The 22,636-nt window shown below is 64.2% G+C and carries 23 protein-coding genes and 1 tRNA gene; 3 read left to right on the plus strand and 21 right to left on the minus strand.

Annotated elements, in window-relative coordinates; translation table 11 throughout:
• Positions 1–6: 6 nt before the first annotated feature.
• The 12 genes from AC1ROT_RS21390 to AC1ROT_RS21445 form a co-directional block, all read right to left on the minus strand.
• Positions 7–1,368, minus strand: a complete 1,362-nt coding sequence (locus AC1ROT_RS21390) for a sensor histidine kinase (protein WP_493001524.1) — start codon at positions 1,366–1,368, stop codon at positions 7–9.
• Positions 1,361–2,035 (minus strand): response regulator transcription factor, encoded by a 675-nt coding sequence (locus AC1ROT_RS21395; RefSeq protein ID WP_492973105.1) that lies wholly within the window; start codon positions 2,033–2,035, stop codon positions 1,361–1,363. Before AC1ROT_RS21395 ends, AC1ROT_RS21390 begins: the two co-directional genes overlap by 8 nt.
• Positions 2,036–2,103: 68 nt before the next feature.
• A complete protein-coding gene (locus tag AC1ROT_RS21400; protein WP_493001525.1) occupies positions 2,104–3,573 on the minus strand; it encodes a DegQ family serine endoprotease in 1,470 nt (489 codons plus the stop codon).
• 99 nt (positions 3,574–3,672) lie between these two features.
• Entirely contained in the window at positions 3,673–5,064 is a 1,392-nt protein-coding gene (locus tag AC1ROT_RS21405; protein WP_493001527.1) for a multicopper oxidase family protein, read from the minus strand.
• 22 nt (positions 5,065–5,086) lie between these two features.
• Positions 5,087–5,179, minus strand: a tRNA-Ser gene (locus tag AC1ROT_RS21410).
• Between the two features lie 70 nt (positions 5,180–5,249).
• The gene (locus AC1ROT_RS21415; RefSeq protein ID WP_493001529.1) at positions 5,250–5,753 is read right to left on the minus strand and encodes a YbaK/EbsC family protein; all 504 of its coding nucleotides are present in this window, start codon (positions 5,751–5,753) and stop codon (positions 5,250–5,252) included.
• 2 nt (positions 5,754–5,755) lie between these two features.
• Positions 5,756–6,382, minus strand: a complete 627-nt coding sequence (locus AC1ROT_RS21420) for a glutathione binding-like protein (RefSeq protein ID WP_493001531.1) — start codon at positions 6,380–6,382, stop codon at positions 5,756–5,758.
• Positions 6,379–6,813, minus strand: a complete 435-nt coding sequence (locus AC1ROT_RS21425; protein ID WP_493001532.1) for a GNAT family N-acetyltransferase — start codon at positions 6,811–6,813, stop codon at positions 6,379–6,381. The genes AC1ROT_RS21420 and AC1ROT_RS21425 overlap by 4 nt, the downstream gene beginning before the upstream one ends.
• A 115-nt stretch (positions 6,814–6,928) precedes the next feature.
• The gene (locus tag AC1ROT_RS21430; protein WP_493001534.1) at positions 6,929–7,633 is read right to left on the minus strand and encodes a glutathione binding-like protein; all 705 of its coding nucleotides are present in this window, start codon (positions 7,631–7,633) and stop codon (positions 6,929–6,931) included.
• Between the two features lie 237 nt (positions 7,634–7,870).
• The gene (locus AC1ROT_RS21435; RefSeq protein ID WP_493001536.1) at positions 7,871–8,419 is read right to left on the minus strand and encodes a hypothetical protein; all 549 of its coding nucleotides are present in this window, start codon (positions 8,417–8,419) and stop codon (positions 7,871–7,873) included.
• A 121-nt stretch (positions 8,420–8,540) separates the two neighbouring features.
• Positions 8,541–8,762, minus strand: coding sequence for a hypothetical protein (locus AC1ROT_RS21440; protein ID WP_492973114.1), 222 nt, complete (start codon positions 8,760–8,762; stop codon positions 8,541–8,543).
• A 181-nt stretch (positions 8,763–8,943) separates the two neighbouring features.
• The gene (locus tag AC1ROT_RS21445; protein ID WP_492973116.1) at positions 8,944–9,171 is read right to left on the minus strand and encodes a hypothetical protein; all 228 of its coding nucleotides are present in this window, start codon (positions 9,169–9,171) and stop codon (positions 8,944–8,946) included.
• Positions 9,172–9,376: 205 nt separating this feature from the next.
• Between AC1ROT_RS21445 and AC1ROT_RS21450 the strand changes: the two genes are divergently transcribed.
• On the plus strand, positions 9,377–10,210 hold the full coding sequence (locus AC1ROT_RS21450) for a flagellin N-terminal helical domain-containing protein (RefSeq protein ID WP_493001537.1): 834 nt from the start codon (positions 9,377–9,379) through the stop codon (positions 10,208–10,210).
• Positions 10,211–10,238: 28 nt separating this feature from the next.
• Here the strand turns inward: AC1ROT_RS21450 and AC1ROT_RS21455 are convergent, their stop codons facing one another.
• From AC1ROT_RS21455 to AC1ROT_RS21485, 7 genes are all read right to left on the minus strand, one after another.
• Positions 10,239–10,679 (minus strand): hypothetical protein, encoded by a 441-nt coding sequence (locus tag AC1ROT_RS21455; protein WP_493001539.1) that lies wholly within the window; start codon positions 10,677–10,679, stop codon positions 10,239–10,241.
• 74 nt (positions 10,680–10,753) lie between these two features.
• Complete coding sequence (locus AC1ROT_RS21460) at positions 10,754–12,865, minus strand: ATP-binding protein (protein ID WP_493001540.1); 2,112 nt, start codon at positions 12,863–12,865, stop codon at positions 10,754–10,756.
• A 237-nt stretch (positions 12,866–13,102) separates the two neighbouring features.
• A complete protein-coding gene (locus AC1ROT_RS21465) occupies positions 13,103–14,122 on the minus strand; it encodes a DUF7482 domain-containing protein (RefSeq protein ID WP_493001541.1) in 1,020 nt (339 codons plus the stop codon).
• On the minus strand, positions 14,122–15,573 hold the full coding sequence (locus tag AC1ROT_RS21470; protein ID WP_493001542.1) for an N-acyl-D-amino-acid deacylase family protein: 1,452 nt from the start codon (positions 15,571–15,573) through the stop codon (positions 14,122–14,124). Before AC1ROT_RS21470 ends, AC1ROT_RS21465 begins: the two co-directional genes overlap by 1 nt.
• Before the next feature lies 1 nt (position 15,574).
• Entirely contained in the window at positions 15,575–16,495 is a 921-nt protein-coding gene (locus tag AC1ROT_RS21475; RefSeq protein ID WP_493001544.1) for an NAD(P)-dependent oxidoreductase, read from the minus strand.
• A 16-nt stretch (positions 16,496–16,511) separates the two neighbouring features.
• Positions 16,512–17,399, minus strand: coding sequence for a protein-methionine-sulfoxide reductase heme-binding subunit MsrQ (locus AC1ROT_RS21480; RefSeq protein ID WP_493001546.1), 888 nt, complete (start codon positions 17,397–17,399; stop codon positions 16,512–16,514).
• A 14-nt stretch (positions 17,400–17,413) separates the two neighbouring features.
• On the minus strand, positions 17,414–19,660 hold the full coding sequence (locus AC1ROT_RS21485) for a PAS domain-containing sensor histidine kinase (RefSeq protein ID WP_493001547.1): 2,247 nt from the start codon (positions 19,658–19,660) through the stop codon (positions 17,414–17,416).
• Positions 19,661–19,856: 196 nt separating this feature from the next.
• Here AC1ROT_RS21485 and AC1ROT_RS21490 point away from each other — a divergent pair, with 196 nt between their 5' ends.
• Positions 19,857–21,182 (plus strand): flagellar hook-basal body complex protein, encoded by a 1,326-nt coding sequence (locus AC1ROT_RS21490; RefSeq protein WP_492973125.1) that lies wholly within the window; start codon positions 19,857–19,859, stop codon positions 21,180–21,182.
• A 10-nt stretch (positions 21,183–21,192) separates the two neighbouring features.
• Here AC1ROT_RS21490 and AC1ROT_RS21495 read toward each other — a convergent pair whose 3' ends face one another.
• Together AC1ROT_RS21495 and AC1ROT_RS21500 are read right to left on the minus strand one after the other, a co-directional pair.
• Entirely contained in the window at positions 21,193–21,588 is a 396-nt protein-coding gene (locus AC1ROT_RS21495) for a hypothetical protein (RefSeq protein ID WP_493001549.1), read from the minus strand.
• Positions 21,589–21,638: 50 nt separating this feature from the next.
• Positions 21,639–21,941, minus strand: a complete 303-nt coding sequence (locus AC1ROT_RS21500) for a hypothetical protein (RefSeq protein WP_493001551.1) — start codon at positions 21,939–21,941, stop codon at positions 21,639–21,641.
• A gap of 212 nt (positions 21,942–22,153) precedes the next feature.
• On the opposite strand from AC1ROT_RS21500, the gene AC1ROT_RS21505 reads away from it, so the two are divergent.
• Positions 22,154–22,600: a CBS domain-containing protein gene (locus AC1ROT_RS21505; protein ID WP_492973128.1), complete on the plus strand. Its 447-nt coding sequence runs from the start codon at positions 22,154–22,156 to the stop codon at positions 22,598–22,600.
• Positions 22,601–22,636: the final 36 nt, after the last annotated feature.

A 22,636-nucleotide genomic window follows, 5' to 3' on the forward strand; every position in this document is an offset into this window, starting at 1 on the left:
ATCCTATCAAGCCGAAGCCGGCAGTGCCAAGGTGGCATGCAGGCCCGGATTGCCCCCTTCCAATCGCAGTTCGCCGCCATGCAGCCGGGCCACGGCATCGACCAGGCTGAGGCCCAGCCCGACGCCTTCGGCATGGCGGCTGGAATCGCCGCGATAGAAGCGCTGCCGCACCTTGGCCAGATCGCCCGCCGGGATACCTGGGCCGGTATCGGTCACGCGGATCAGAACACCACCATCGGCGGCGGCCATGGCCAGCAACCCGACATGACCGCCGGGTCGCGTGTATTTCACGGCATTGTCGAGCAGGTTGCTGACCGCCTGCGACAGCAGCAGGCGGTCGCCGGTGACGGTCAGGTCCTCGGGGGCGCTGAAGGAAAACTCCAGCGCGCGCGCCTCTGCTGCAGGTGCGTAAAGCTCGGCCGTATCGGTGATCAGCGCGGCCAGGTCGACCGGACCGAAGCCGGCACGGCGCAGGCCGCTGTCGATCTCGGCCAGTCGCAGCAGGGCGTTGAACACGCCGATCAGCCGGTCGATATCGGAAATCGACGCGGCGATGCCATCCAGCATCACTTCCGACCGCCCCGGCCGGCGCAACAGATCCTCAAGACGGGCCCGCGCCTCGGCCAGCGGTGTACGCAGGTCATGGGCGATGGCGTTCGAGACATTGCGCACGCCTTCCACCAGTTGCTGGATCTGGTCGAGCATGCGGTTGATGGTGGCGCTCAGCTGGTCGAATTCGTCATCGCTATGGCGCTGCGGAATCCTTTGCCCGAGATCGCCCTGCACAATGGCCGTGGCTGTGCGGTTGATTCCCTCGATGCGCAGCAGCACGGTACGGCGGATCAGCCAGCCACCAAGCAGCGCGAAGCCCAGCATGGCCAGGCCGGCCCAGGCAAGGTTGCGCAGGAACAGGTTGCGGATATCGACGCGGTCCTGGGCATCGCGGCCGACCAGCAACTGGAAATTGCCGGGCAGCACCACATGCAGCAACCGCGTCATATGCAGGCGGTCGCGATGCACCAGCTCGATCTCGTACCAGCCGGGCGCCGCCCCCACTTTCAGCGGCCAGGCCGCGACATTACCGCCGATGGGCCGCAGCAGCGGGTCGGTCAGCAGGTAGATCGCCTTGCGGTCGGCATCGGCGGCAATACGCTCGTTCATCATCTGCACGGCACCGGGCAGGCCGAAATCGCCGAGGCGGTCGCCGATGGCACGGGTATCGGCGGCGATCACCGCATCGGTTTCGCGATCCAGGTACCCCACCGTGTTCCACCACAGCAGGCCCGCCAGCAGCATCGAAGCGGCGACGAACAGCGCGGCGAAAACCAGGGCCAGCCGCATCGATGTCGAACGGAAGAATTTAAGCATCGCCCAGCCGGTATCCCGCCCCGCGGATCGTCTGCAGCATCGGTTTGTCGAAGCCGGCATCGATGCGCTGGCGCAGGTTGCTGATATGCACATCGATCACATTGGTCTGCGGATCGAAATGATAGTCCCAGACATTCTCCAGCAGCATGGTACGGGTCACCACCTGGCCGGCATGACGCATCAGGTATTCCAGCAGTTTGAACTCGCGCGGTTTGAGCACAATCACCTTGCCGGCACGGGTGACCTTGCGGCTGAGCAGATCGAGGGTCAGATCGCCGACCGTGAGCCCGGTTTCCGCCGCGCTGCCCGAGCGCCGGATCAGCGCCAGTAACCGGGCTTCGAGTTCGCCGAAGGAAAACGGTTTGGTCAGGTAATCATCACCGCCGGCCTTGAGGCCGCGGATGCGCTCGTCCACATCGGCGAGCGCGCTGAGGATGAGGATCGGCACGGCGCTGCCGGTGCGGCGCAGGGCCTCGATGATCCCCAGGCCGTCGATGCCGCCGGGCAGCATGCGGTCGAGGATGATGGCGTCGTAGGTTTCCGTCGTGGCCATGAACAGGCCATCGCGCCCGTTATCGGCGTGGTCGACGGTATGGCCGGCCTCGACCAGTCCCTTGCGGGTGAACTGGGCGACCTGCGGATTGTCTTCGACGAGCAGGATTTTCATGGGGCGTTGCGAATGGCGAAGCCGGAAAGACGAAGCCGGAGCGGTCATCCCGCTCCGGCCTGTCGGCCTTACGCGAGCTGCAGGGCCAGATAATAGGTGGTGCCGTTGCGCATGACCAGCAGGGTCACGGCTTCCCGCTTGTCATGCTGGGCCGACTTGATGGCCTCCACCGCCTGGGCCGGGGTCGCCACCTTGCGGCCGGCCACATCGACGATGATGTCACCGGGCTGCACGCCGCTTTCCTCGGCCTTGCTGTCAGAGGCCACCTCGGCCACCACCACACCCTTGGCACCGGTTTCGATGCCGAGCCGGTTGCGCAGCTCCGGCGTCAGCGGCGCCAGGCTCAGGCCCACCTTGCCCTCCTGGTCGCCTGCGTCGTTGAGGGCCGCGGTCTGGTCGGCCGGCTGAGCGCCGACCGTGACAGACAGCACCTTCTCCTTGCCGTCGCGCCAGACGCTCAGCTTTGCCGTATCCCCGGCCTTGATTCCGGCCACCTGGGTGGCGAGGTCGCGGCCGTCCCGGATCGGCTGGCCATTCAGTGCGGTGACCACGTCGCCCTGTTTCAGGCCGGCCTTGGCCGCCGGCGCATCAGCCTGCACCTCGCTGACCAGTACGCCATCAGTGGTCTTGCGGCCGACCGCCTTGGCCAGCGGTTCGGTCAGCGGCTGCATGCTGACGCCAAGCCAGCCGCGCTCCACCTTGCCGCTGGACTGCAACTGGCCGACGATGGTCTGGGCCAGGTTGGACGGCACACCAAACCCGATGCCAATGCTGCCGCCGTTGGGCGAATAAATCGCGGTCGAGATGCCGATGACGCGGCCGGTCGCATCGAAGATCGGGCCGCCGGAATTGCCCGGATTGATCGGCGCATCGATCTGCAGGAAGTTGTCATAGGGTCCGTTGTTCAGGTTGCGGCCGCGCGCCGACAGGATGCCGGCGGTCACGCTGCCGCCCAGGCCGAAGGGATTGCCCACGGCCACCACCCAGTCGCCGATGCGCGCCTTGTCGCTGTCGCCGAAGGCCACATAGGGCAGCGGCGTCTTGCTCTCGATCTTCAGCAACGCCACGTCGGTCTTGGGGTCGCGCCCCTTCACCACCGCCGCATGCTCGCTGCCGTCCTCCAGGGTCACAACCACCTTGGCGGCGTCTTCGACGACATGGTTGTTGGTGACGATGTAGCCGGTCGGGTCGATGATGAAGCCCGAGCCGAGCGCATGCTGCGGTCCCTTGCGACGCTGCTGCTGCTCCATGAACTGGCGGAAGAACTCTTCCATCGAGCCGGGCTGCATCTGCTGGCGGCCGGCGGCTTTCGCATCGACCTTCTCGGTGGTGGCGATATTCACCACGGCGGGTTTCACCTTCTCGACCAGGTCGGCAAAGCCAGGCCGGGCGGCGGTGACCATCGGCTGTTCGGCCGGGGCAAGCGTGATGGGGGCATCGGCAAAGGCCCGGGCGACGAGATAGCCGCCACCGCCCGACAGGACGGTGCTGGCCAGCAGCACGGCGGCGACAGTGCGTTTGATACGGGTCATTTTCATGATCTGCTCCTTAAGGCAGGGGAAACTCACACCTGCAACATAGGGAGCCGCGGCTTCACTACACCTGAACGGAAGATTAAATCGGCTTAATGTTCGGGGTCAGGCGACCCGGAAATAGCCCATCATGCCGGTATCCTGGTGTTCGATGATGTGACAGTGGAACATCCAGTCGCCCGGCTCGCCGGCCACGAAGGCGATGCGCACGCGCTCTTTCGGCCGCACCATCACCGTATCGGCCCAGTGCGCCGGCAGGTCCCGCTGGCTTGAGCTGAGCACCCTGAACGTGTGACCATGCAGATGCATCGGATGCTGGTGCGGCGTGCCGTTGAACAGCTCGGCCACATAGCTTCTGCCGCTCTTCAGCTCGAACAGCGGCGGCGCTTTCTTCTCATGGGTCGAGCCCGGCCAGGACTGGCGGTTGATCGACCAGAACACCTTCTGGGTCAGGCAGAGATCATCGACGCTCATGCCGGTCTGCTTCGCCCAGGCCGCAATGGCCGGATCGGCATGGCCGGCCAGAAGCTGCACATCCAGCTTGGTCGCATTTTTCAGATCAGGTTGCGGCAGATCCGCGGCCGGCAGGCGCAGGCTGGCTTTCGTGCTGCGCAACGGGCTGCCGGCGGTGATGATCCTGGCCAGCGGTCGCGGCTTGGTGCTGAACACATCCTCCAGCACGATTTCAGTGCCCGCCTTGTCGGAGGCGATGAAGCCGACATCGGCGCGCTGGGCCGGACCGAGGCGCCAGCCGTTGAGCGCGAAAGGCTCGCAGGCATTGCCATCGGTGGCGATCACCTGCGCACCATTGACGCCACGCAGGCTCAGCATCGGGATACGGGTCGGATCGACATTGAGGATGCGCAGCCGCACGCGTGCACCCGGCTGCACGGTCAGCGTCGGCGTCACCTGGCCGTTCACGGTGCGCAGGTCGCCGAAGCTGCCAGCGCGCCCGGCGCCTGCATCGGTGACGAAGTCCTCAAAGCTGCCGTCGTGGCGAACGCGCCAGTCTTTCAGCACCAGCACATGCTCGGCATCGAACAGGCCCTGGTCGCGCGGATCTTCCACGATCAGCACGCCAGCCAAGCCACGGCCCATGGCCTCGGCGGTGTTGCAATGCGGATGGAAGAAGAAGGTGCCGGGATCGGGCGGCGTGAAGGCGTAGTCGAAGCCCTCGCCCGGCTTCACCGGGTCCTGGGTGAAATACGGCACGCCATCCATGTTGTAAGGCACGCGCACGCCATGCCAGTGGATGGTGCTGTGCTCGTTCAGGCGGTTGGTGAACTTGGCCCGGAACGGCTCGCCGCGCTTCGTGCGCAGGATCAGCGGAAAGGCTTCGTTGTAGAGCCAGAGATCGGACGGTCCGACCGCACCCGGCAGGGTCTGCGGCTTCAGCGAAGCCGTGATCTGCACCGGCTCGGCAGCCGCGAAACTGGCGCGCGGCAGCAGGGCCGCGGCCGCGCCGGTCAGCAGCAGCTGGCGGCGCGTCGGTTTCATGACGCAAAGACGAAAAGAGAAATGGCGGAGGGGGCGGGATTCGAACCCGCGGTACGACTTGACATCGTACGGTGATTTAGCAAACCACTGCCTTCAGCCACTCGGCCACCCCTCCGCACGTGAGTGGGTATTAACACAGTGTATGCGGGGGCTGTTCTAAGGGGCCGGGGGTGGGCTGTCAACGCTCAAGTCCTCGCCAGATCGGGAGCGGCGATGCCCCCGGTCCATTCCAGCAACTCCTCATAGGATAACGGGAATACGGCGTAAGGATGGCCGGCGGCGGCATGCAGCAGCGGAAACCGCGCCAAGCTGCCATCCACCGCGATCGGCAACTGCTCGGGATGGCCGAAGGGCGCCACGCCGCCGATGGCGAAACCGGTGGCCCGGCGCACCAGATCGGCATCGGCCCGGCCGGGCGTGGCAGCCAGTCCGAGCGCGCGGCCAAGCTGGGCGACGTCGCACTGGCGGTCGCCGGCGACCAGCGCCATCACCGCATTGCCGTTGTCAGAGAAGACCAGCGACTTGACGATGGCGCCGACCTCGCAGCCGAGCGCCGCGGCCGCTTCCGCCGCCGTGCGTGCCGCGCCATCCAGCGCGATCACCCGTTCGCCGCCACCACGCAGGCGGATCGCCTCGCGCACCCGCTTCACCGAGGCATTCTCCAGAATGCCCGCAGCGTCGGTGGCCATGGTCAGGGCACCTCGAAGCCGCGCTGCACGCCCGGCCGCGCCATCAGCATGTCGAACCAGCGCTTCACATTGGGATAGGTCGCCCAGTCGATGCTGTGCCATTCCCAGCGCGCCGCCCAGGGCAGGATCGCCATATCGGCAATCGTCAGCTCCTTGCCGGCGATGTACTCGTTCTTCGCCAGCTGGCCGTCCATCACCTTGTAGAGCCGCGCGGTCTCGGTGGTGAAGCGCTCGATGGCGTAGGGAATCTTCTCTTTCGCAAAGCGGCCAAAGTGATGCAGCTGGCCCGGCATCGGGCCGAAGCCACCCATCTGCCACATCAGCCACTGCAGCACCTGCATGCGCGCCTTGGCATCAGAGGGCAGGAACTTGCCGCTCTTCTCGGCCAGATAGATCAGGATGGCGCCGGACTCGAACACGCTGACCGGATCCTTGCCGTAAGCCGCCGGCGGCTCGTGATCGACGATGGCCGGAATCTTGTTGTTCGGATTCACCTTGAGGAAATCCGGCGCGAACTGTTCGTCCTTGCTGATGTTGATCGGAAAGGCCTGGTACGTCAGGCCGGTCTCTTCCAGCATGACGGAGATCTTGCGGCCGTTCGGCGTGCCCCAGGTGTAAAGATCGATCACGGTGCAATCCTTTTCAGAAAATGAAACGCAGTAATGGCGAACCGTTCGCGCAGGTAAAACCGATGCGCATCCACGCGCTGGGTACCGCTGTCGAGATCGATGGCCGCGATCCCTTCCCGCTTGGCCAGCGCTTCCAGCCAGGCGATCAGCGCCTTGCCATGGCCGCCCGACCGCGCCCCGGACAGTGTCACCAGATCGTCGACATAGATCACCCTGCCATGCACCAGCCGGGTCTGACGGCGGAAGCCCATGCAGCCGGCCGGCGTGCCGTCGGCGTCCGTGGAATACGCCAGCACATAACCTTCGGGCTGCTGCGCCTTCACGCGGCGCACCAGCTCGGCGGCGTCCTTCAGATGCGGCCGCAACTCATGCAGCACAGGGAAACAGGCGGCAATCTGCTCATCACTTTCGGCGATATGAATCGTTGGCACTCTCAATTCACTCCATTCTTCCATCGTCGTTCCCGCGAAAGCGGGAACCCAGGGCAACAGCCTGAGCCTATGGCTCTGGATCCCCGCTTCCGCGGGGATGACGACTAAAAACTTGCTACCCCTTCACCACGCTGGCGGTCTGGCCGAACAGCACCTTCTTGGCCTCGTCGGTCATCACCGGGATGCCCTGGTTGATCGGCTTGCCCTTTTCGTAGGCGACCTTGGTGGCCGGGCGCGCCCAGATGCTGTCGAACCAGCGCTTCAGGTTGGGGAAATCCTCCAGCTTCTGGCTCTGGCGCTCGTAGGGCACGATCCAGGGATAGCTCATCATGTCGGCAATCGTGTAGGCGTCACCGCAGATGAAGGCGCGGCCTTCCAGCCGCTTGTTCAGCACGCCGTAGAGCCGGTTGGTCTCGTTGACATAGCGGTTGATCGCATAGTCGATTTTCTCGGGCGCGTACTGGCTGAAATGATGGTTCTGGCCGCACATGGGGCCCAGCCCGCCCATCTGCCACATAATCCATTCGGTGCAACTGATGCGGCCGCGCAGGTCCTGCGGGATGAACTTTTTGTACTTGTCGGCGAGGTAGAGCAGGATCGCCCCGCTCTCGAACACGCTGATCGGCTCACCGCCATCGGCGGGCTGGTGATCGACGATCGCCGGCATGCGGTTGTTCGGGCTGATCTTCAGGAACTCGGGCTTGAACTGCTCGCCCTTGCCGATGGCGACCGGCTTGATCGTGTAGTCGATGCCGGCTTCTTCGAGAAACAGGGTGATCTTGTGGCCGTTCGGGGTGGGCCAGTAGTACAGGTCGATCATCGGGTGGGCTCCGCTGGAACTGCTTGGGCGACAGGATGGGACATCGCAACCGGCCGGGCAAGCCGTGGACGGTCGCTGCGCAGCGCGAAATAGAGCCGGAACAGACACTTATCAAGCCAGCCGGGCAACGCGACGGGCCCATTCGATACCCATTCTGGCCGGCACGGAGCCGATGGCGTCCCATTGGGGGCCAATTGCATCCCGTGCGGAGCCGATTGCGTCCCATAGCGAGCCAATTCAGGCCTGATCCGTCCCGACGGCTTTGCGCCGCGACGACGGCAGCCGCGCTACTGCTTCCAGCCATTCGCCCAGATCACGCGTGCCCTCCGGTGCTTCACCCATCCGCAGCCGCTCGGCCAGCCATTGCAGGGTTTTCGGATCAAGCTTATCGGCCCGATGACGCATCTGCAGGGCGGCATGGATACGCAGATCGCGGAAGCGCAGGTCGGCCTGCAGCCGCATGCGCTCGGCGGCCAGGGCGATGCGGTCGCGGAAACGGCGGCTGCGGCGCAGGTTGCGCCAGATCCGCTGGGGCTCGCAGCTATAGGTAGACGCCGTGGTCTCCACCGACTGCCCCCGCGCCAGGGCCTCGGCGATGGCCGGCCAATTGGCCCGCTCGCCAGGCCGGGGCCTGTTATGCTGCCTCGGATAAGGTGCCAGCCCCTCTTCCTCCAGCTTGGCCGGGTGATACGGGTCCAGGCCAGCCAATGGGTCGGGCCGCCCCAAATCTTTCTCCCATGACAGTGGCGTCAGGTCCTTGAACGGATCGTAGCGGCGGCTTGGCATGACCATCTCCTGTATAGGGAAATAGTCATAGTATATGTTCTTTTATTGTTCTTATCAAGAGTGCAAAAATTACCCGATGCAAAGCATCATGTAAGAGCTGTAATATGTTGTTAGAAATTAATTAATTGGCGCTCATGAATTCGCGCAACTTGCGCTCGGCCGTGATCGGCACCGGGTCGACGCCCTTGAGCATGAGGCTGAGGTTAACCCGCGGCACGCCGATCTTGGTGCCCAGCGTATCCAGGGTCAGGCCGCGCGCGGTACACCACTGCAGCACCACGATATCGGTGCCACGGGGGAAAAACCGGACTCCCCCTTTCATCTCGGTCTGCGGCAGGGTCATGGCGCTCTCTGGGGCAGTAAATCAGCTTACGGATGAGTAAAGCCGAGCCTTGCCTCGATTGCAACCGCGACTCGCACAAGACCGAGCAACTCGCGGTTTTGAATATTACGATTGGGATGCCGCATAACTCAGTTGGTAGAGCAGCTGACTCTTCATCAGCGGGTCCCAGGTTCTTCACCCCCTACTTCAGTCCCGCCCTGATCTCGCGCAGGCGCGCCGCCACACACTGGTCGATCATGGTTTCGCCGGCCTGGCGCCGCACGTCGTCGGCGATCATGTCTTCGCACATGGCCCGCGCCCGCCGCTCGTCCGGTGTCAGCCGCGTATCGATCTGCGGCGGCGACTGCTGACCCGCACAGCCGGCCAGGACACCGGCCAGACCCGCAACTGCCATTAGAACTTTCGCCATGGCGCATCCTCCCGACGTCGGCCCGCTGCCTGCCGTTAACTATAACAGCCTGCATATGCACAGCGATTCGCGCCATTAACCGCGAATCGTCTTGTGGGTTGTATTAACATAAGGTAAACGCGGTGCTGCTGCATCAGAACCGGTGCAGCCGGCCACAGGGGGCCGCGGGGGAACAGGGCGTGTTAAGCCTTGGGAGCTAAAAACCATGGTGTCGTCAGTCAACACCAATGCCGGTGCAATGGGGGCTGTTGCCGCCCTGCGCCAGATCGACCACAAGATCACCACCAATTCCAAGCAGCTGGAAACCGGCTATCGGGTCGCCGATGCCTTCGACGACGCCTCCGTCTTCGCGGTGGCCCAGGGCATCCGCAGCAACTTCAAGGCCCATGCCGCCGTGCAGTCGTCGCTGCAGCAGGGTCTTGGCCTGGTGGATGTGACGCTGGCTGCCTTCACCGGCATCAGCAATGTGATCGGTTTGCTGCGCTCGACGCTGGTCAAGGCTTCCGATGGCTCGCTCAATGCGCAGCAGCTGGCAATCTACACCAACGACGCCCAGGCCCTGCACCGGCAGATCGCCGATACCAGCAAGGTGGCGATCTATAACGGCCGCAACCAGACGATCACCGGCTCGACGCCCGTGGATTTCGTCGCCGATGTCACCGGCAATTCCATCACGGTGCCGGCCTTCGACATGGATCCGGAATATACCGATCTCGGCACTGCCATCACCGCCATCACCGATACCGCCACAGCAACCGCCGCCTATGCCCTGCTCGATCCGCTGCAGGCCAAGGTGGATGCCAGCACGGCGGATTTCGCCGCCGCACGCCGCGAGATGGCCACGCAGATGGGCTTCAACGACAGCGTGGTCGATGCCATGAAGAACGGCCTCGGCGCCCTGGTCGACAGCGATGTGAGCGTCAATGCCGCGCTGCTCGCGTCGCTGCAGGTGCAGAAGGACCTCTCGGTCAGCGCGCTCAGCATTTCCAACAGCCGGCCGATCACCCTGCTGCTGCTGTATCGCAGCAGCGCCAACTGATCCAAAGCGCCGGCCGCCGGCACGGATCTCACATCCGCATCAGATCTTCCACCGCATCGATCACCATGCCGGTGCCGACCGCGATCATCAGGATATCGGCGCCAACCCGGACGTAGCGATGGCCCGCCGGCACATGCAGGCGGCCGTAGAGATCGGGCGGCAGATCATAGAACACCACCTCCGGTCCCAGCCGGCGGCCCTTGGCCCATTTCTTGGCCTGGCCCGGCGGCATGCAGCCATTGTGCTTTTTCGCCAGTCCTGGCGGGCAATGACCGCGCGCGGCGATGCCGCCGTAATAATCCCGGATCACCGTGCGGTCGCCGGTGTCGATGCTAATATTGATGCTGACGCTGTCGCCGCCGCGATCGCGGTCATGCTTGCCGCGCCCCTTGCCGGGCTGATCGGCCCAGGCGGAAGACCCCAGCAGAAGGATCGAGATTGCAGCAGCGCTGACGAGCGGGCGGATCATGGCGGACCTCCGGATGAAACCTGTCCAAACGAAGCATGGCTTTGAGCCGGAATTGTGGCGGCGGGACGGCGATGTCAGGCCGGTCGCGCCAGCACCCGCGCTGCCGGCAGATGAACACGGACCGTGGTGCCGATGCCAGGCTGACTTTCCAGGGTCAGCCAGCCGTCATGCAGTTCGGTGAGCTGCTTGGTCAGGGTCAGGCCCAGGCCGGTGCCCTGGCGATTGCGATTACTTTCATTGTCGATCTGGGTGAAGGGCTGCAGCATCAGATGCAGGTCCGGTTCGGCAATGCCGATGCCGGTATCGGCCACCGAAAGCACCAGATCGTCGGCCGGACTGAAGGCGGCAGCAATATGGATGCGTCCGCCGGCCGGGGTGTATTTGATCGCATTGCTGAGCAGGTTCAGCATGATCTGCCGGATGCGCCGCTCGTCGCCCAGGGTGCGGATGCCCGGTGCGACAGCCATGGTCACAGTCAGCGCCGCCTTTTCCGCCTCCAGTGCCAGCATATGCACGGCGAAACCGATCGCCTCGGCCATATCGATGCTGTCTTCGTGCATATCCAGCTGGCCGGCCTCGATCTTGGCATGATCGAGAATATCGTTGATGAGCTGCAGCAGATGCTCGCCGCTGACCTTGATGTCACAGACATAGGACTGGTAGCGCGCATTGCCCAACGGGCCGAACATCTGGCGGTCCATCAGTTCGGAGAATCCGATGATGGCATTCAGCGGGGTGCGCAATTCGTGGCTCATGCCGGACAGGAAATTCGATTTCGCCCGGCTGGCCAGTTCGGCGGCCTCCTTGGCGCGCGCCAGCTGCAGTTCGGAAACCTTGCGGCTGCTGATGTCGCGTGTGCTGCCGATGATTTCATGGGCGCCGCCCCTGCGGTCGCGGATCATGCGGAAAGCGCCTTCCAGCCAGACATAATGGCCATTCTTGTGGCGGCCGCGATAGATCACCGTGGTGCGCTCGGTGCCCTCGTTCAGCACCTTCAGCGCATGCTGCATGATGACACGATCATCCGGGTGAACCACCTTCATCATGTCGCCATCCAGCAATTCGCCCGGCTCATACCCGAGCACATCGCGGCAGGCCGGCGATATGTACAACCGGCGGCCTTCGGGGGTCATGCGGATGATGACATCCGTGGCGGCTTCGGCAATCAGTTCAAACTGGTGCGCCGCTTCCGCCGCCGCGCGTTCGGCCCGGATGCGCCGCTGCAGCAGAACAAGCGATAATATGCCGAACACGATAATGACAAAGGAGGCCGCCAGCGCCACTGTCAGATCGAGGATGACCGAGCTGCGCCAAGTCGCCAGAACATCGGATTCAGCGCGACCGACCGTCATGATCAGCGGGAAATCATCCAGCTTGCGCCAGGCGGCCAGACGAATCTGGCCGTCGTAAATCGAGGGTCCGTGATAACGGCCGGTCGGCTGATTTTTTGTCGCCTCCATGAAGGCCGCCGACAGATCGGTGTCCACGTGCCCTTCAACGAAGGGCCGGCGCACCAGCAGCCGCGCATCGTCGCGATACAGCGCAACATGGCCCTGGGCCCCGACGTTCAGGGTGTCGTAAAACGACTGGAAATATTCGGTGCTGATCGATGCCAGGGCCACGCCGCCGAAACTGCCATCGGGCCGGTCGATGCGCCGGGTCACCAGAATAGTCCATTTGCCAGTGATGCGGCTCAGCAACGGCAGATTGATGCGCAGGCCATCGCCAGGATTGTCGCGATGATGGATGAAATAGTCGCGGTCGCCATTGCTGTGGGTCGGCCGCTGCGGCAGCGAGGACGTACGCCAGTAGCCCTGCTCGTCGAGGATGCCAAGTTCGCGGATAACCCGCGAAGCTTTCACATGATTGACGAGAATATTGTGCAGGCGCTGCAGCGCCGCCGGGCCGGTGCCGTCGTTCTCCACATGCTCGATGGCATCGAGCAGGATCAGGTTGGGCTCGGCGAAGGTGCGCGCTGCATGCTGGCTCAGCGCCAGCACCAGATCCTCGGCCTGGGCGAAACCCTGGGTCAGCGCGGCGGACCGCGATTGCCAGGCATGCCAGGTCACGAAGCCGACCGGAACCAGGCAGGCCAGCAGCAGGAACAGGACAACGGGCAGTGTCAGCGACTGCCGCCGCATCGACGCGCGTTTTACCCTTACCTGCCGGTCCTGCAGTGTCCCCATAACCAGACTCTAGTGCGGGGCTTTTTCCACTGCCAAGGCTTGTTTGGCATACCAAGACATTCGTCGCAGGATCTGTGGGTAACTGGCCACTGACGCCTACTTTCAGGGGAGTATGGTGGCAGATGCGCACTTCATAGGACCGTCAGCTCGGAAGACGGCGTCTGCGATCAGCAATCTGCGAATCAACTGCGCAATCGCGCCCTGCGTCCCATCAGCATACAGAGCAGGCCCGAGAGCTTATTCCGGCGCCACATCCAGCCAGGCGATCACCGGGCAGTTGACCACAAAGCCGGCGGGCTGCAGCGGCTGGCGGCCATCGGCACCGGCGACCCTGCCGGCCGCAGCCAGCCGGTAGATATCGGCCTGGGCGGTCTGCACCGGGCCTGGCTCTGCGGTCCAGCGCATCGGGGTGACGCTCCACAGCGGCGAATAGCCGCGTGCCGTCCTGCCGGTGGGAAACGCCGTCAGGATATTGCGCGGGCTGGCGATCTGCGCCGCTGTCGCCATCGTGGCCTCGGCCGAGGCGTGGCTGTCACGCAGCAGATGCTGCAGGCCCTGGCGCTCGCCCTGCACGAAAACCAGCAGGCCGATATCGGCATTGCCTTCGCCCAGGTCCGGCACATGAATGGCGCGCTCCAGCACGGCGGCGGCGGCGGCCGATGCTTCGGTGCTGATATAGACCACGCGACGGCCTTCGGCGAAGCCGTGGCTGAGCAGCAGTGTCACCGTGCGCTTTTCCGTGTCGATGGCCAGCACGCGGTCGGCGGTATTGCTGTGCGTCGCCACGTCGAACGGACCGTCGCCGGTGGCGATGATTGGCGCATTGAGAATCCCGCTCTCGCCGGCAATGCGGATGAAAGGCGAATAAGCCGCGGGCGCCGTGGCGCCGGGGCTGGCGCTGGCGGGCGGGAAACCGTCCGGCCCGGGTACCAGCCGGCGTACTGGCGCGAAATCGGGCGCCGCGGCAAACACCACATGGTCGCCCTGTCGCCGCACCGCCTGCACATGGCCGGCATGAGCCAGCAGCGGCGCATGGACCACGCCGCGCTGTTTCGCATCCGCCGCATCGGAAGCATCCGTGACGATGTACCAGACCGCACGGCCGCCGGCTTCGCCACGATGCAGTGGCAGCGTGGCGGTATTGGCTTCGGCATCGACGCTGATCGCCGAGGCCAGCACGATCCGGTCTCGCGGCAGCTCTGCGGCCATCGCGCTGCCGCCAAGCAGGACGGCTGCGATAGCCAGCAGACGCATCATCACAGGGCCCGCGTGATCAACCGACCCTGCGCCGCGCCGGTGACGCCCAGGCCGCCGACATAGCTCGACACGCCGTTGACCCAGACTTCCGTGATGCCGGCCGCGGGCTGGATCGGGTTGCTGAAGGTTGCCGTGTCGATCACGGTTTCCGGATCGAACAGCACCAGATCGGCAAAGGCGCCCTCCCGGATGGCGCCGCGATCCTGCATGCCGAAGACGCGGGCGGTGAGCCCGGTCATTTTATGCACGGCCTGCTCCAGCTTGAGCAGCTTGAGATCCCGGCTGTAATGCCCCAGCACGCGCGGGAACGTACCCCAGAGTCGCGGATGCGGCATGTCGTTGCTGGGGATGCCGTCGGAACCGATCATGCTGCGCGGATGCGCGATGATCCGCTGCACGTCTTCCTCGTTCATCATGAAATAGATGGCGGCGGCCGGCAGCAGGCGATGGGCGGCCGTGACGATATCGGTGCCCCATTCCCTGGCAATGTCAGCCAGCATGCGGCCGCGCATTTCCGGATAGGATTCAGACGAGGCGATCTGTACCGCCATGTCGTCGCGCAGGCGATCCGGCAGCAGCGCCGTGGAACTGGCCGCATAAGGATAGACGTCGAAATCGACGGTCTGTTCCTTTGCCGCCCTGTCGATCAGGGCCAGCGTCTCGGTCGAGCGGCCGAAATTCTCCGGATTGGTGCATTTGTGATGGCTGATGACCACGGCCGAGCCGCTGTCGCGGCCGATCTTCAGCGTCTCTTGGATGCTGTCGACGACGCCATCGGCCTCGTCGCGCATATGCGTGACATACAGCCCGCCGCGCGAGCGCAGCCCTTCGGCCACCGCGATCACTTCCGAGGTCGGCGCGGCGCGGCTCGGCGGATACCACAGGCCCGACGACAGGCCCGAGGCGCCCTGGTCGAGCGACTCCACCAGCCGCTGCTGCATCACTGCGGCTTCACGGTCGGTGGCAGCGCGCTGCACATCATGGTCCATCGCCACCACGCGCAACGACATATGGCCGACCAGCGCGTAGACATTGGTGGCCGGCGGCGTCCGGCGCAGCGCTTCCGCATAATCGCCGAAGCTGGGGAAAGCCCAGGCGCTTTCGGTGCCGACCAGATCGAGCGGCGGCGGCGGGCGCTTTGTCATGGTGGCCGGTGCCAGGCTGATGCCGCAATTGCCGACCACGACGCTGGTGACGCCCTGACTCAGTTTACAATGCATGCATTCGGGACCGTGCAGCACGGCACCGTCGTCATGGGTATGGGCATCGATGAAGCCCGGCGCCAGCGCCAGGCCTTTGGCATCGATCTCGCGGTCGGCCGCCGTCGCGCCCAGATCGCCAACCGCGACGATACGGTCGCCACGGACTCCGACATCGCCGGTGATGGCGGCCGCGCCGCTGCCGTCATAGATGCGGGCATTGCGGATGGCGAGATCGTAGCGGCCGGTCATATTACTTGCCCTCCGTCGCGATGCGCCTCGTGTGGGCGAGCGCGGCATTGATGAGATTGTCGCTGGCCTCCGGCGTGCGGAAGGCGGAATGGGCCGAGAGCGTCACATTCTCCAGCGTGGTGAGCGCATGACCGGCCGGCATCGGTTCGATATCGAAGACATCGAGGCCGGCATGGCCGATATGGCCGGACTTCAGCCCCTCGATCATCGCCGCCTCGTCGACCACCGCGCCGCGCGCCGTGTTGATCAGGATGGCGCCGGGCTTCAGTTTCGCCAGATTCTCTTTCGACAGGAAACCGCGAGTCTCGTCGTTGAGCAGCAGATGCACCGAAACCACATCGCTCTGGGCCAGCAACGTATCGAGATCGGTGAAGGTGACGCCGGCCGGCGCATCCTTCTTGCTGCGGTTCCAGGCCAGCACTTTCATGCCGGCGCCGAGGCAGAGCCGCGCCATCTCGGCTGCGATGCCGCCGTAGCCGACCAGGCCGACGGTCTTGCCGGTGAGCTGTTTGCCATCCAGTCGTACCCAGTTGCCGGCCCGCATCTCGCGGTCCATGCGGGCGAAGCCCTTGGACGCCGTCCACATCAGGGCGAAGGCACATTCGGCCACAGCGGTATCGCCATAGCCCTTGATCAGATGCACCTGAATGCCGAGGGCGGCCAGTTCCTCGATATTCATATAGCTGCGCGCGCCGGTGCCGAGGAAGACAACGTGGCGAAGCCCCTTGCACTGTTTCGCGATCTCGGTGGGCAGCGCCGTATGGTCGACCCAGATGACGCCGGCATCGCCGATCACGGCCGGCAGGTCAGCCGGCTTCACATCGGCATTGCGGTTGACGGTGACGGCGGGATCGGTGGGCAGACGCAGGCGCTCGGCCAGATCGCCAAGGGTGGCATTGGCATCGACGAAAACAGCACGCACGGGGGCTCTCGCTTTTTTAGGGACGACGAGCCCGTATTGTGGCGGCGAGCGCAGCCAGTGTCACCCCTGCGGCCACCAGCAGCACCCATATTCCCGGCCGCAGACCCGTATCAATCGACAGATTGGCCTCCAGCACGCGCGGGACCACGGCCGGACCAATCTTCCAGGCGAGATAGCCCGCCTCGCCCGCCATCACGGACAGGGCCGCGAACAGGGTGAGCACCGCGGCAGCCCAGAGCGGCAGAGCCGCACCCTGCGGACGGAACCGCCGCCACAGCCGGTAGCCGAGCAGCCAGGTCAGGAACCCGATCAGCAGCAGCGGCTCGAAAATATCCGCCTTCACCTGCAGGAAGAAATGCCAGGCTCCAAGCATGGCGGCGGGATAGACGAGATAATGCAGCCACTGCCAGCGTCGGCCGCCCAGGCGCCGCAGCATGCCATCGGTGGAGGTGGCCAGCAGCAGCAGCAGCATGACCAGCCCGACCAGGCCGATGATCAGATAATTGGCCTTGGCGATCTCGATGACGATGCGCTCGAGGTCGAAGGACAGGTTGGCCATGAACAGGATGAAATGCGCGAGCAGATAGAAGCCGGCGGCGACGCCGATCATCCGGCGCAGCATGGCCAGCCGGCCCATGCGCAGCAGCTGGCGCAGCGGCGTGACCGCCAGCGACAGCAGCAGGATGCGGATGCCCCAGGTGCCGGTCTGCAGGATCAACTCGGTAAGCGGCCGCGGTCCGAGATCCTGCTGGGCCGTACGCCAGAGCAACCACAGGCCTGGCAGCGCAACCAGAGCCAGCAAGATCGTCTTCAAAACGGAAAAGCGGCCGGCATTATCCTGCCAGGGCCAGATATTCAGGGGGCGCCGGGTGGCCGGGCGGCTGAGAGGCTGGGCGGTATTCATGACGCCGATATATCTCAGGATGCGGCGTCTTGCGGGAAACTTATCGTGAAGCGGCTGCCCTCGCCCATCCGGCTGGAGGCCGCGATGGTGCCGCCCAGCACCTGGCTGACCAGATTATAAACGATATGCAGGCCCAGGCCGGTGCCGCCGGTGCCGCGCCGGGTGGTGAAGAAAGGATCGAAGACGCGCGGCAGGTCTTCGGTGCTGATGCCTTTGCCGTTGTCACGGAAATCGATGACGATGCGCCCCGGTCGCGGCCGGCTGACCTCGATTTCCAGCAGGCCCGGCTGTTCGCGGCCTTCGAAACCGTGCTGCAGGGCGTTCATCACCAGATTGGTGACGATCTGGCCGAGCGCGCCGGGCCGGTTACGGATCAGCAGGGCATCGGGGCAGACGATCTTCACCTTATGCGGCGTGTGACGCAGCGCCGGCTGCAGGCTCAGCATGATCTCCTGCAGATATTCGCCAATGGCGAAGTCACGCAATTCGTCGGTGGTCTGGTCGGCCGAGACCTGCTTGAAGGCCTGGATCAGGCGGGCCGCCCGGGTCAGGTTGCCCTGCATGATGCGGGTTGCCTCGGTGGCCGTTTCGAGGAAATCCTCCATGTCACTGCGCTTCAGCTGCCCCTCGCGGAAGTGGTTGGTCAGTTGCTCCACCTCCTCCGACAGATGCGACGCGGCCGATACGCCGATGCCCAGCGGCGTGGAAATCTCATGGCTCATGCCGGCGACGAGCGAACCCAGCGATGCCATTTTCTCGGCCAGGATCAGGCTGGCCTGGGCGCCGCGCAGATCCGCCAGGGCACGCTCGGCCTCTTCCTTAGCCCGCCGCAACTCGTCTTCGATGCGGCGGCGCGCCGTGATGTTGGTTCGCACCACCACCAGATCGCCCGATGGCGTCAGGCGTTCATGCACCAGGAACCATTCACCGGCGGTGGTGCGGATTTCGATCATGCGTTCCGGGATACTGCGCCGGGAATGGGTGACCCCTGCCGTATTGCCCGGCTCGCGTTCGTCCGGCATGAAAACATTGCGCTCGTAACTACGGGCGATCAGCTCGGCGAAAGATTGGCCAATCGCCTGTTCGGCCGTCAGCCCGTAGAGCGCCGCAAACCGGCTCGAACAGATCGAAATGCGGTCGCTGGCATCGTAGATGGCAAAACCATCGCCGGCGACCTCCACCGCGTGACGCAGCCGCCGGTGCAGCGCATAGCGCTCGGAGGCATCGAAGATGGTGACGGCCACCGAACGGTCGGGCAGCCGGTTGAGGGTGAACTCCAGGACATTGCCGGTCGCTGCATGGCGGATCGCCGCCAGCTTGCCGACGCCACGCAGCAGCCGGTCGATGTGGTAGCGCACATCGCTGATTTCCATATCGCCGAAATCGCGCCGCTCGACCAGAAAGCGGATCAGGGCCTCATGACTGTCGCCAGGATTGATGATCCCGGGTGGCAGAGCCAGCAGTTCGGCGGCGCGGCGGTTGATCGTGTGGATCATGCCGCCAGGGTGGAACAGGATGACGCCGACCTGCAGCGCGTCGAGGGCCCAGGCCTGGTATTCATTGCGGCGCCGACCTTCCTGTCGCGCCAGGGTCAGGGCCTCGGTGACCCGCCGCGCCTCCTCGCTGGACAAATAGTTGCGGCGTCGCTCCAGCTTGAACTGGCGCATGCCAACAAAACCCAGGCCGTTGCCGATGAGAAGAAACAGCGTCAGGACGATAAGGCCGTCGGCCCGCATCTGCAGCCAGGTTGCCCCAATCAGCAGGGTGCCAATCGTCAGCAGCACCGCATTGGCGACGACCAGCTGCGACATCACCGGCATCAGCAGGAAAAAGACCAGAAGGTAGGCAAAGGTCAGCGGGCCGGAATTCAGCGTTGTCGGCGGACTGATCATCCAGGTCATGAAGGTCAGGATCGTCAGCGATGCCATGCCGGCGCCGGCGACAACATCCATCGTCATCACACTGGCGGTCCGCCGGATCACCACCTGGTAAGCAATACCAATGACCAGCCCGGCTATTCGCGTTGCCGCCAGCAGCATGAAGGTGAGTCCGCTGCCCACCATCAGGTAATCGCGCACGATCAGCAGAAAGAAGACAGTGGTCCCGGCCAGGCCACAAGCCATAAGCAGGCTGCGCGCCGGCTCCAGGCGGCTCTCCCGGAAAGCACGCTCAACCCGGCGGTCGCGAAATTCGCCGGTCAGGGCGAACAGGCGTTGTTCGTCCGGATTTTGCAAAAGCGAATTGAATGGTGTGTGCAGCATCAGCGTGGATCGATCCTCGGCATATTATGACCATCACGCCGGCGGCAGGAAAGCCAGCCGGCAAATATTGCCTAGCATCCCCAACCGCGGCCTCGATAATACCCTTTTGTTTTCAGTTGGATAGCCCTGGAGACGGGACGGCATGGGGCTTGCTTATACCGCAGGGAGAGAATTCCACCCGGACCAGGAGTCCATCATGTCATTCTTTGGCGCACTCGGTACTGCCGTGCAGGGCATCAACGCCCAGGCAACCGCCATCGGCCATATCTCCGACAACGTCGCCAATGCGTCGACGGTCGGCTACAAGACGGTCAACACCTATTTTTCCGACTTGGTGAACAACAAGGTGCTGGGCGACAGCCCGGTGATCGACTCCAATCGCCATATGGGCGTGCTGGCCAAGGCCGATTTCGCCAACCGCAAGCAGGGCTCGATCATCCGCGACGCCAGCCCGTCGTCGATCGCGGTCACAGGCCAGGGTTTCATTCCGGTGGCCAAGCCGACTGGCATCGATCCCCTGACCGGCGAACCGACGGCCTTCGAAACCGCCACCTACTTCACCCGGCTGGGTGATTTCCGCATGGATTCATCGAACCGGCTGGTCAATTCTGCCGGCTATTATCTCCGCGCCGCCGAAGCCGGTGGAACGGTGCCTGCGGATTTCATCGTCGACACCGGCGATATTGCCGCCGTTCCCACCAGCACTGTGGATTACACGATCAACCTGCCCGGCTCTGCCCTGCCCGGCAAGACCATCACCACCGGCATCGGCGTGGTGGATGCAAACAGCGAAGAACAGAATTTCCAGGTGATCTGGAACAAGTCGGCGGCAGCCGATACCTGGACCATGAACATCAACACCACGCAGGCCACACCGAATTCCTTCGGCCCGGTCACGGTCACTTTCAACAATGGCACGTTGCAGACCATGACCACGACAGACGCCAATCTGACCGTAACCAACCTCACAGGCGCAGCCACCGTTGCGCTGAGCGTCGACTATGGCGCCGGTCCGCAGGCGATCACTCTCAACCTAGGGGACTTTGGCGCCGCCTTCGATGTCAGCGCCACCAGCAGTCTGACGCAGTACACCAGCAACAACACCGAAGCCTCGAACAATATCATCACCCAGAATGGCCTGCTCGGCGGCACCTTCGATTATCTGACTTTCGAAGACGACGGCAATATCATCTACAATTACAGCAATGGCCGCAGTCAGCTCGGCGGCCAGCTGCTGCTTGGCAACTTCCCCGAACCTGATCGTCTTGACCGCGTGGATGGGACGGCATTTCTGGCCACCGGCCGGAATGTCTCTGGCGCTGTCGTCTACGGCCAGCCGGGCGATCCGCTGGGCACCACCGGCGTCGGCAAGCTAATTGCCGGCGCGCTGGAGCAGTCCACTGTGGATATCGCCGAGCAGATGACCAAGCTGATGGTTGCGCAACAGGCCTATTCGATGAATGGCCAGGTGATCTCGGCCGCGGACTCGATGCTATCGCGCGCCGTCGACATGAAACGCTGATCCCTCCGGCTCAGCCAGGCGAACAGCGCGTCTGTTTGTTCTGAATGGTGTAACGGCAGAGCAGGTCGCGGCCACCGCGCGGCTGCGTCATCTTGAAGATATCGCCTTCCATGCGGCGGACGGCATAGCCGTTGGAAAACTGCAGCCACCCGAAGCTGTCAAAGTAATGCGTCACGCCGTTGGAGAAGACCAGTTCGCGGCGGCGGTTCTTCTTGACCGTGAACCTGGACCCGAATTCCAGCGTGCCGTCCTCAAATTCCTTGATCACCAGATCGTTGCTGCACAGGGCCTGCTTGGGATCGTCGGTCAGGCGGCAACTGAAGCCGGGCGGTTGATTGGGCTGGGGCTGGTCCACGGCCGGCGTGCTGATCAGAATGGCAAAAATGGTCGCTTCCATCAGGTTCATGCGGCACCCCGAGTCTTCGGATGGAGTGTAGCATGGGCGGACGATCCGGCTCAGCCGGCACGGCGACGGCGGGTGGCGGCTGCCTTCTTGGCCGATGCGACCCGGGCGGCCTTGGGGCGCGCCGCTGCGGCCGCCCCGCCCTTCCGGCCGCCCTTGCGCGCACTCGCATGGCTGTCCGGCTTGCCCCGGCCGGAACCGGACTTGTTGCCGCCGCCGGATTCCCGGTTGACCGTCGCCCAGGCCCGACGCTCGGCTTCCGCCTTGCCGACGCCCTGCTTCTCATACCCCTCTTCGATATGCGCGGCCTTGCGCTTCTGCTTGGCCGTATAGCTGGATTTATCCCCGCGCGGCATGGCATCGCTCCGTTGATGATACGAGCGAAAACACGGCGGCAGCGCGGTTTGTTCCATGACAGTGCCGGATTCTGCAGGGGTGCTGTGACCACGGACGGGCCGCAGCCTCGCAACAGGCGATGCGGGTTGCAGGGCTGGAATCCGCCCCCATCTCTGTCCCCGGCGTTTTTTTGCGCCGCAGTCAGAGTGAAATGGATTCAAGGAGGACTATCATGCGTGTGAGCGAAGCCATGAGCCGCGAAGTGCGTATCGCCTCGCCCAACCAGTCGATCGCCGATGCGGCGCAGATCATGGCCGAAATGGATGTCGGCAGTTTGCCGGTGGGCGAGAATGATCGTCTGGTTGGCATGATTACCGACCGTGATATCGCCCTGCGCGGCGTCGGCCGCAGCTGCCCCCCGGATACCAAGGTGAGTGCGGTGATGACCCGGGACCTGAAATACTGCTTCGAGGATGAAGACCTGGCGCATGTGGCGAAAAACATGGGCGATATCCAGGTACGGCGCCTGCCGGTGCTGAGCCGGCAGAAGCGTCTGGTCGGCATCGTATCGCTGGCCGACCTGGCCATCGAGGCCCAGCCGCGCCATACCGTCGAAACCCTGCGCAAGGTGTCGGAGCCCGGCGGCCAGCATGGCCAGAGCCTGGCCGGCATGCGTTGAAACCTCATCCTGCTCGGAACCACATGACCCGGGCAG

This window comes from Ferrovibrio sp. GW821-FHT12E11, from assembly GCF_058806975.1.

Coding starts and splice junctions, on each gene's coding strand:
- AC1ROT_RS21505 (WP_492973128.1), top strand. CDS start 22,154: ATGCGTGTGAGCGAAGCCATGAGCCGCGAAGTGCGTATCGCCTCGCCC.
- AC1ROT_RS21465 (WP_493001541.1), bottom strand. CDS start 14,122: ATGATGCGTCTGCTGGCTATCGCAGCCGTCCTGCTTGGCGGCAGCGCG.
- AC1ROT_RS21500 (WP_493001551.1), bottom strand. CDS start 21,941: ATGCCGCGCGGGGATAAATCCAGCTATACGGCCAAGCAGAAGCGCAAG.
- AC1ROT_RS21485 (WP_493001547.1), bottom strand. CDS start 19,660: ATGCTGCACACACCATTCAATTCGCTTTTGCAAAATCCGGACGAACAA.
- AC1ROT_RS21445 (WP_492973116.1), bottom strand. CDS start 9,171: ATGGCGAAAGTTCTAATGGCAGTTGCGGGTCTGGCCGGTGTCCTGGCC.
- AC1ROT_RS21430 (WP_493001534.1), bottom strand. CDS start 7,633: ATGATCGACCTGTACTACTGGCCCACCCCGAACGGCCACAAGATCACC.
- AC1ROT_RS21460 (WP_493001540.1), bottom strand. CDS start 12,865: ATGGGGACACTGCAGGACCGGCAGGTAAGGGTAAAACGCGCGTCGATG.
- AC1ROT_RS21405 (WP_493001527.1), bottom strand. CDS start 5,064: ATGAAACCGACGCGCCGCCAGCTGCTGCTGACCGGCGCGGCCGCGGCC.
- AC1ROT_RS21480 (WP_493001546.1), bottom strand. CDS start 17,399: ATGAATACCGCCCAGCCTCTCAGCCGCCCGGCCACCCGGCGCCCCCTG.
- AC1ROT_RS21495 (WP_493001549.1), bottom strand. CDS start 21,588: ATGAACCTGATGGAAGCGACCATTTTTGCCATTCTGATCAGCACGCCG.
- AC1ROT_RS21440 (WP_492973114.1), bottom strand. CDS start 8,762: ATGACCCTGCCGCAGACCGAGATGAAAGGGGGAGTCCGGTTTTTCCCC.
- AC1ROT_RS21470 (WP_493001542.1), bottom strand. CDS start 15,573: ATGACCGGCCGCTACGATCTCGCCATCCGCAATGCCCGCATCTATGAC.
- AC1ROT_RS21450 (WP_493001537.1), top strand. CDS start 9,377: ATGGTGTCGTCAGTCAACACCAATGCCGGTGCAATGGGGGCTGTTGCC.
- AC1ROT_RS21490 (WP_492973125.1), top strand. CDS start 19,857: ATGTCATTCTTTGGCGCACTCGGTACTGCCGTGCAGGGCATCAACGCC.
- AC1ROT_RS21455 (WP_493001539.1), bottom strand. CDS start 10,679: ATGATCCGCCCGCTCGTCAGCGCTGCTGCAATCTCGATCCTTCTGCTG.
- AC1ROT_RS21415 (WP_493001529.1), bottom strand. CDS start 5,753: ATGGCCACCGACGCTGCGGGCATTCTGGAGAATGCCTCGGTGAAGCGG.
- AC1ROT_RS21400 (WP_493001525.1), bottom strand. CDS start 3,573: ATGAAAATGACCCGTATCAAACGCACTGTCGCCGCCGTGCTGCTGGCC.
- AC1ROT_RS21435 (WP_493001536.1), bottom strand. CDS start 8,419: ATGCCAAGCCGCCGCTACGATCCGTTCAAGGACCTGACGCCACTGTCA.
- AC1ROT_RS21395 (WP_492973105.1), bottom strand. CDS start 2,035: ATGAAAATCCTGCTCGTCGAAGACAATCCGCAGGTCGCCCAGTTCACC.
- AC1ROT_RS21390 (WP_493001524.1), bottom strand. CDS start 1,368: ATGCTTAAATTCTTCCGTTCGACATCGATGCGGCTGGCCCTGGTTTTC.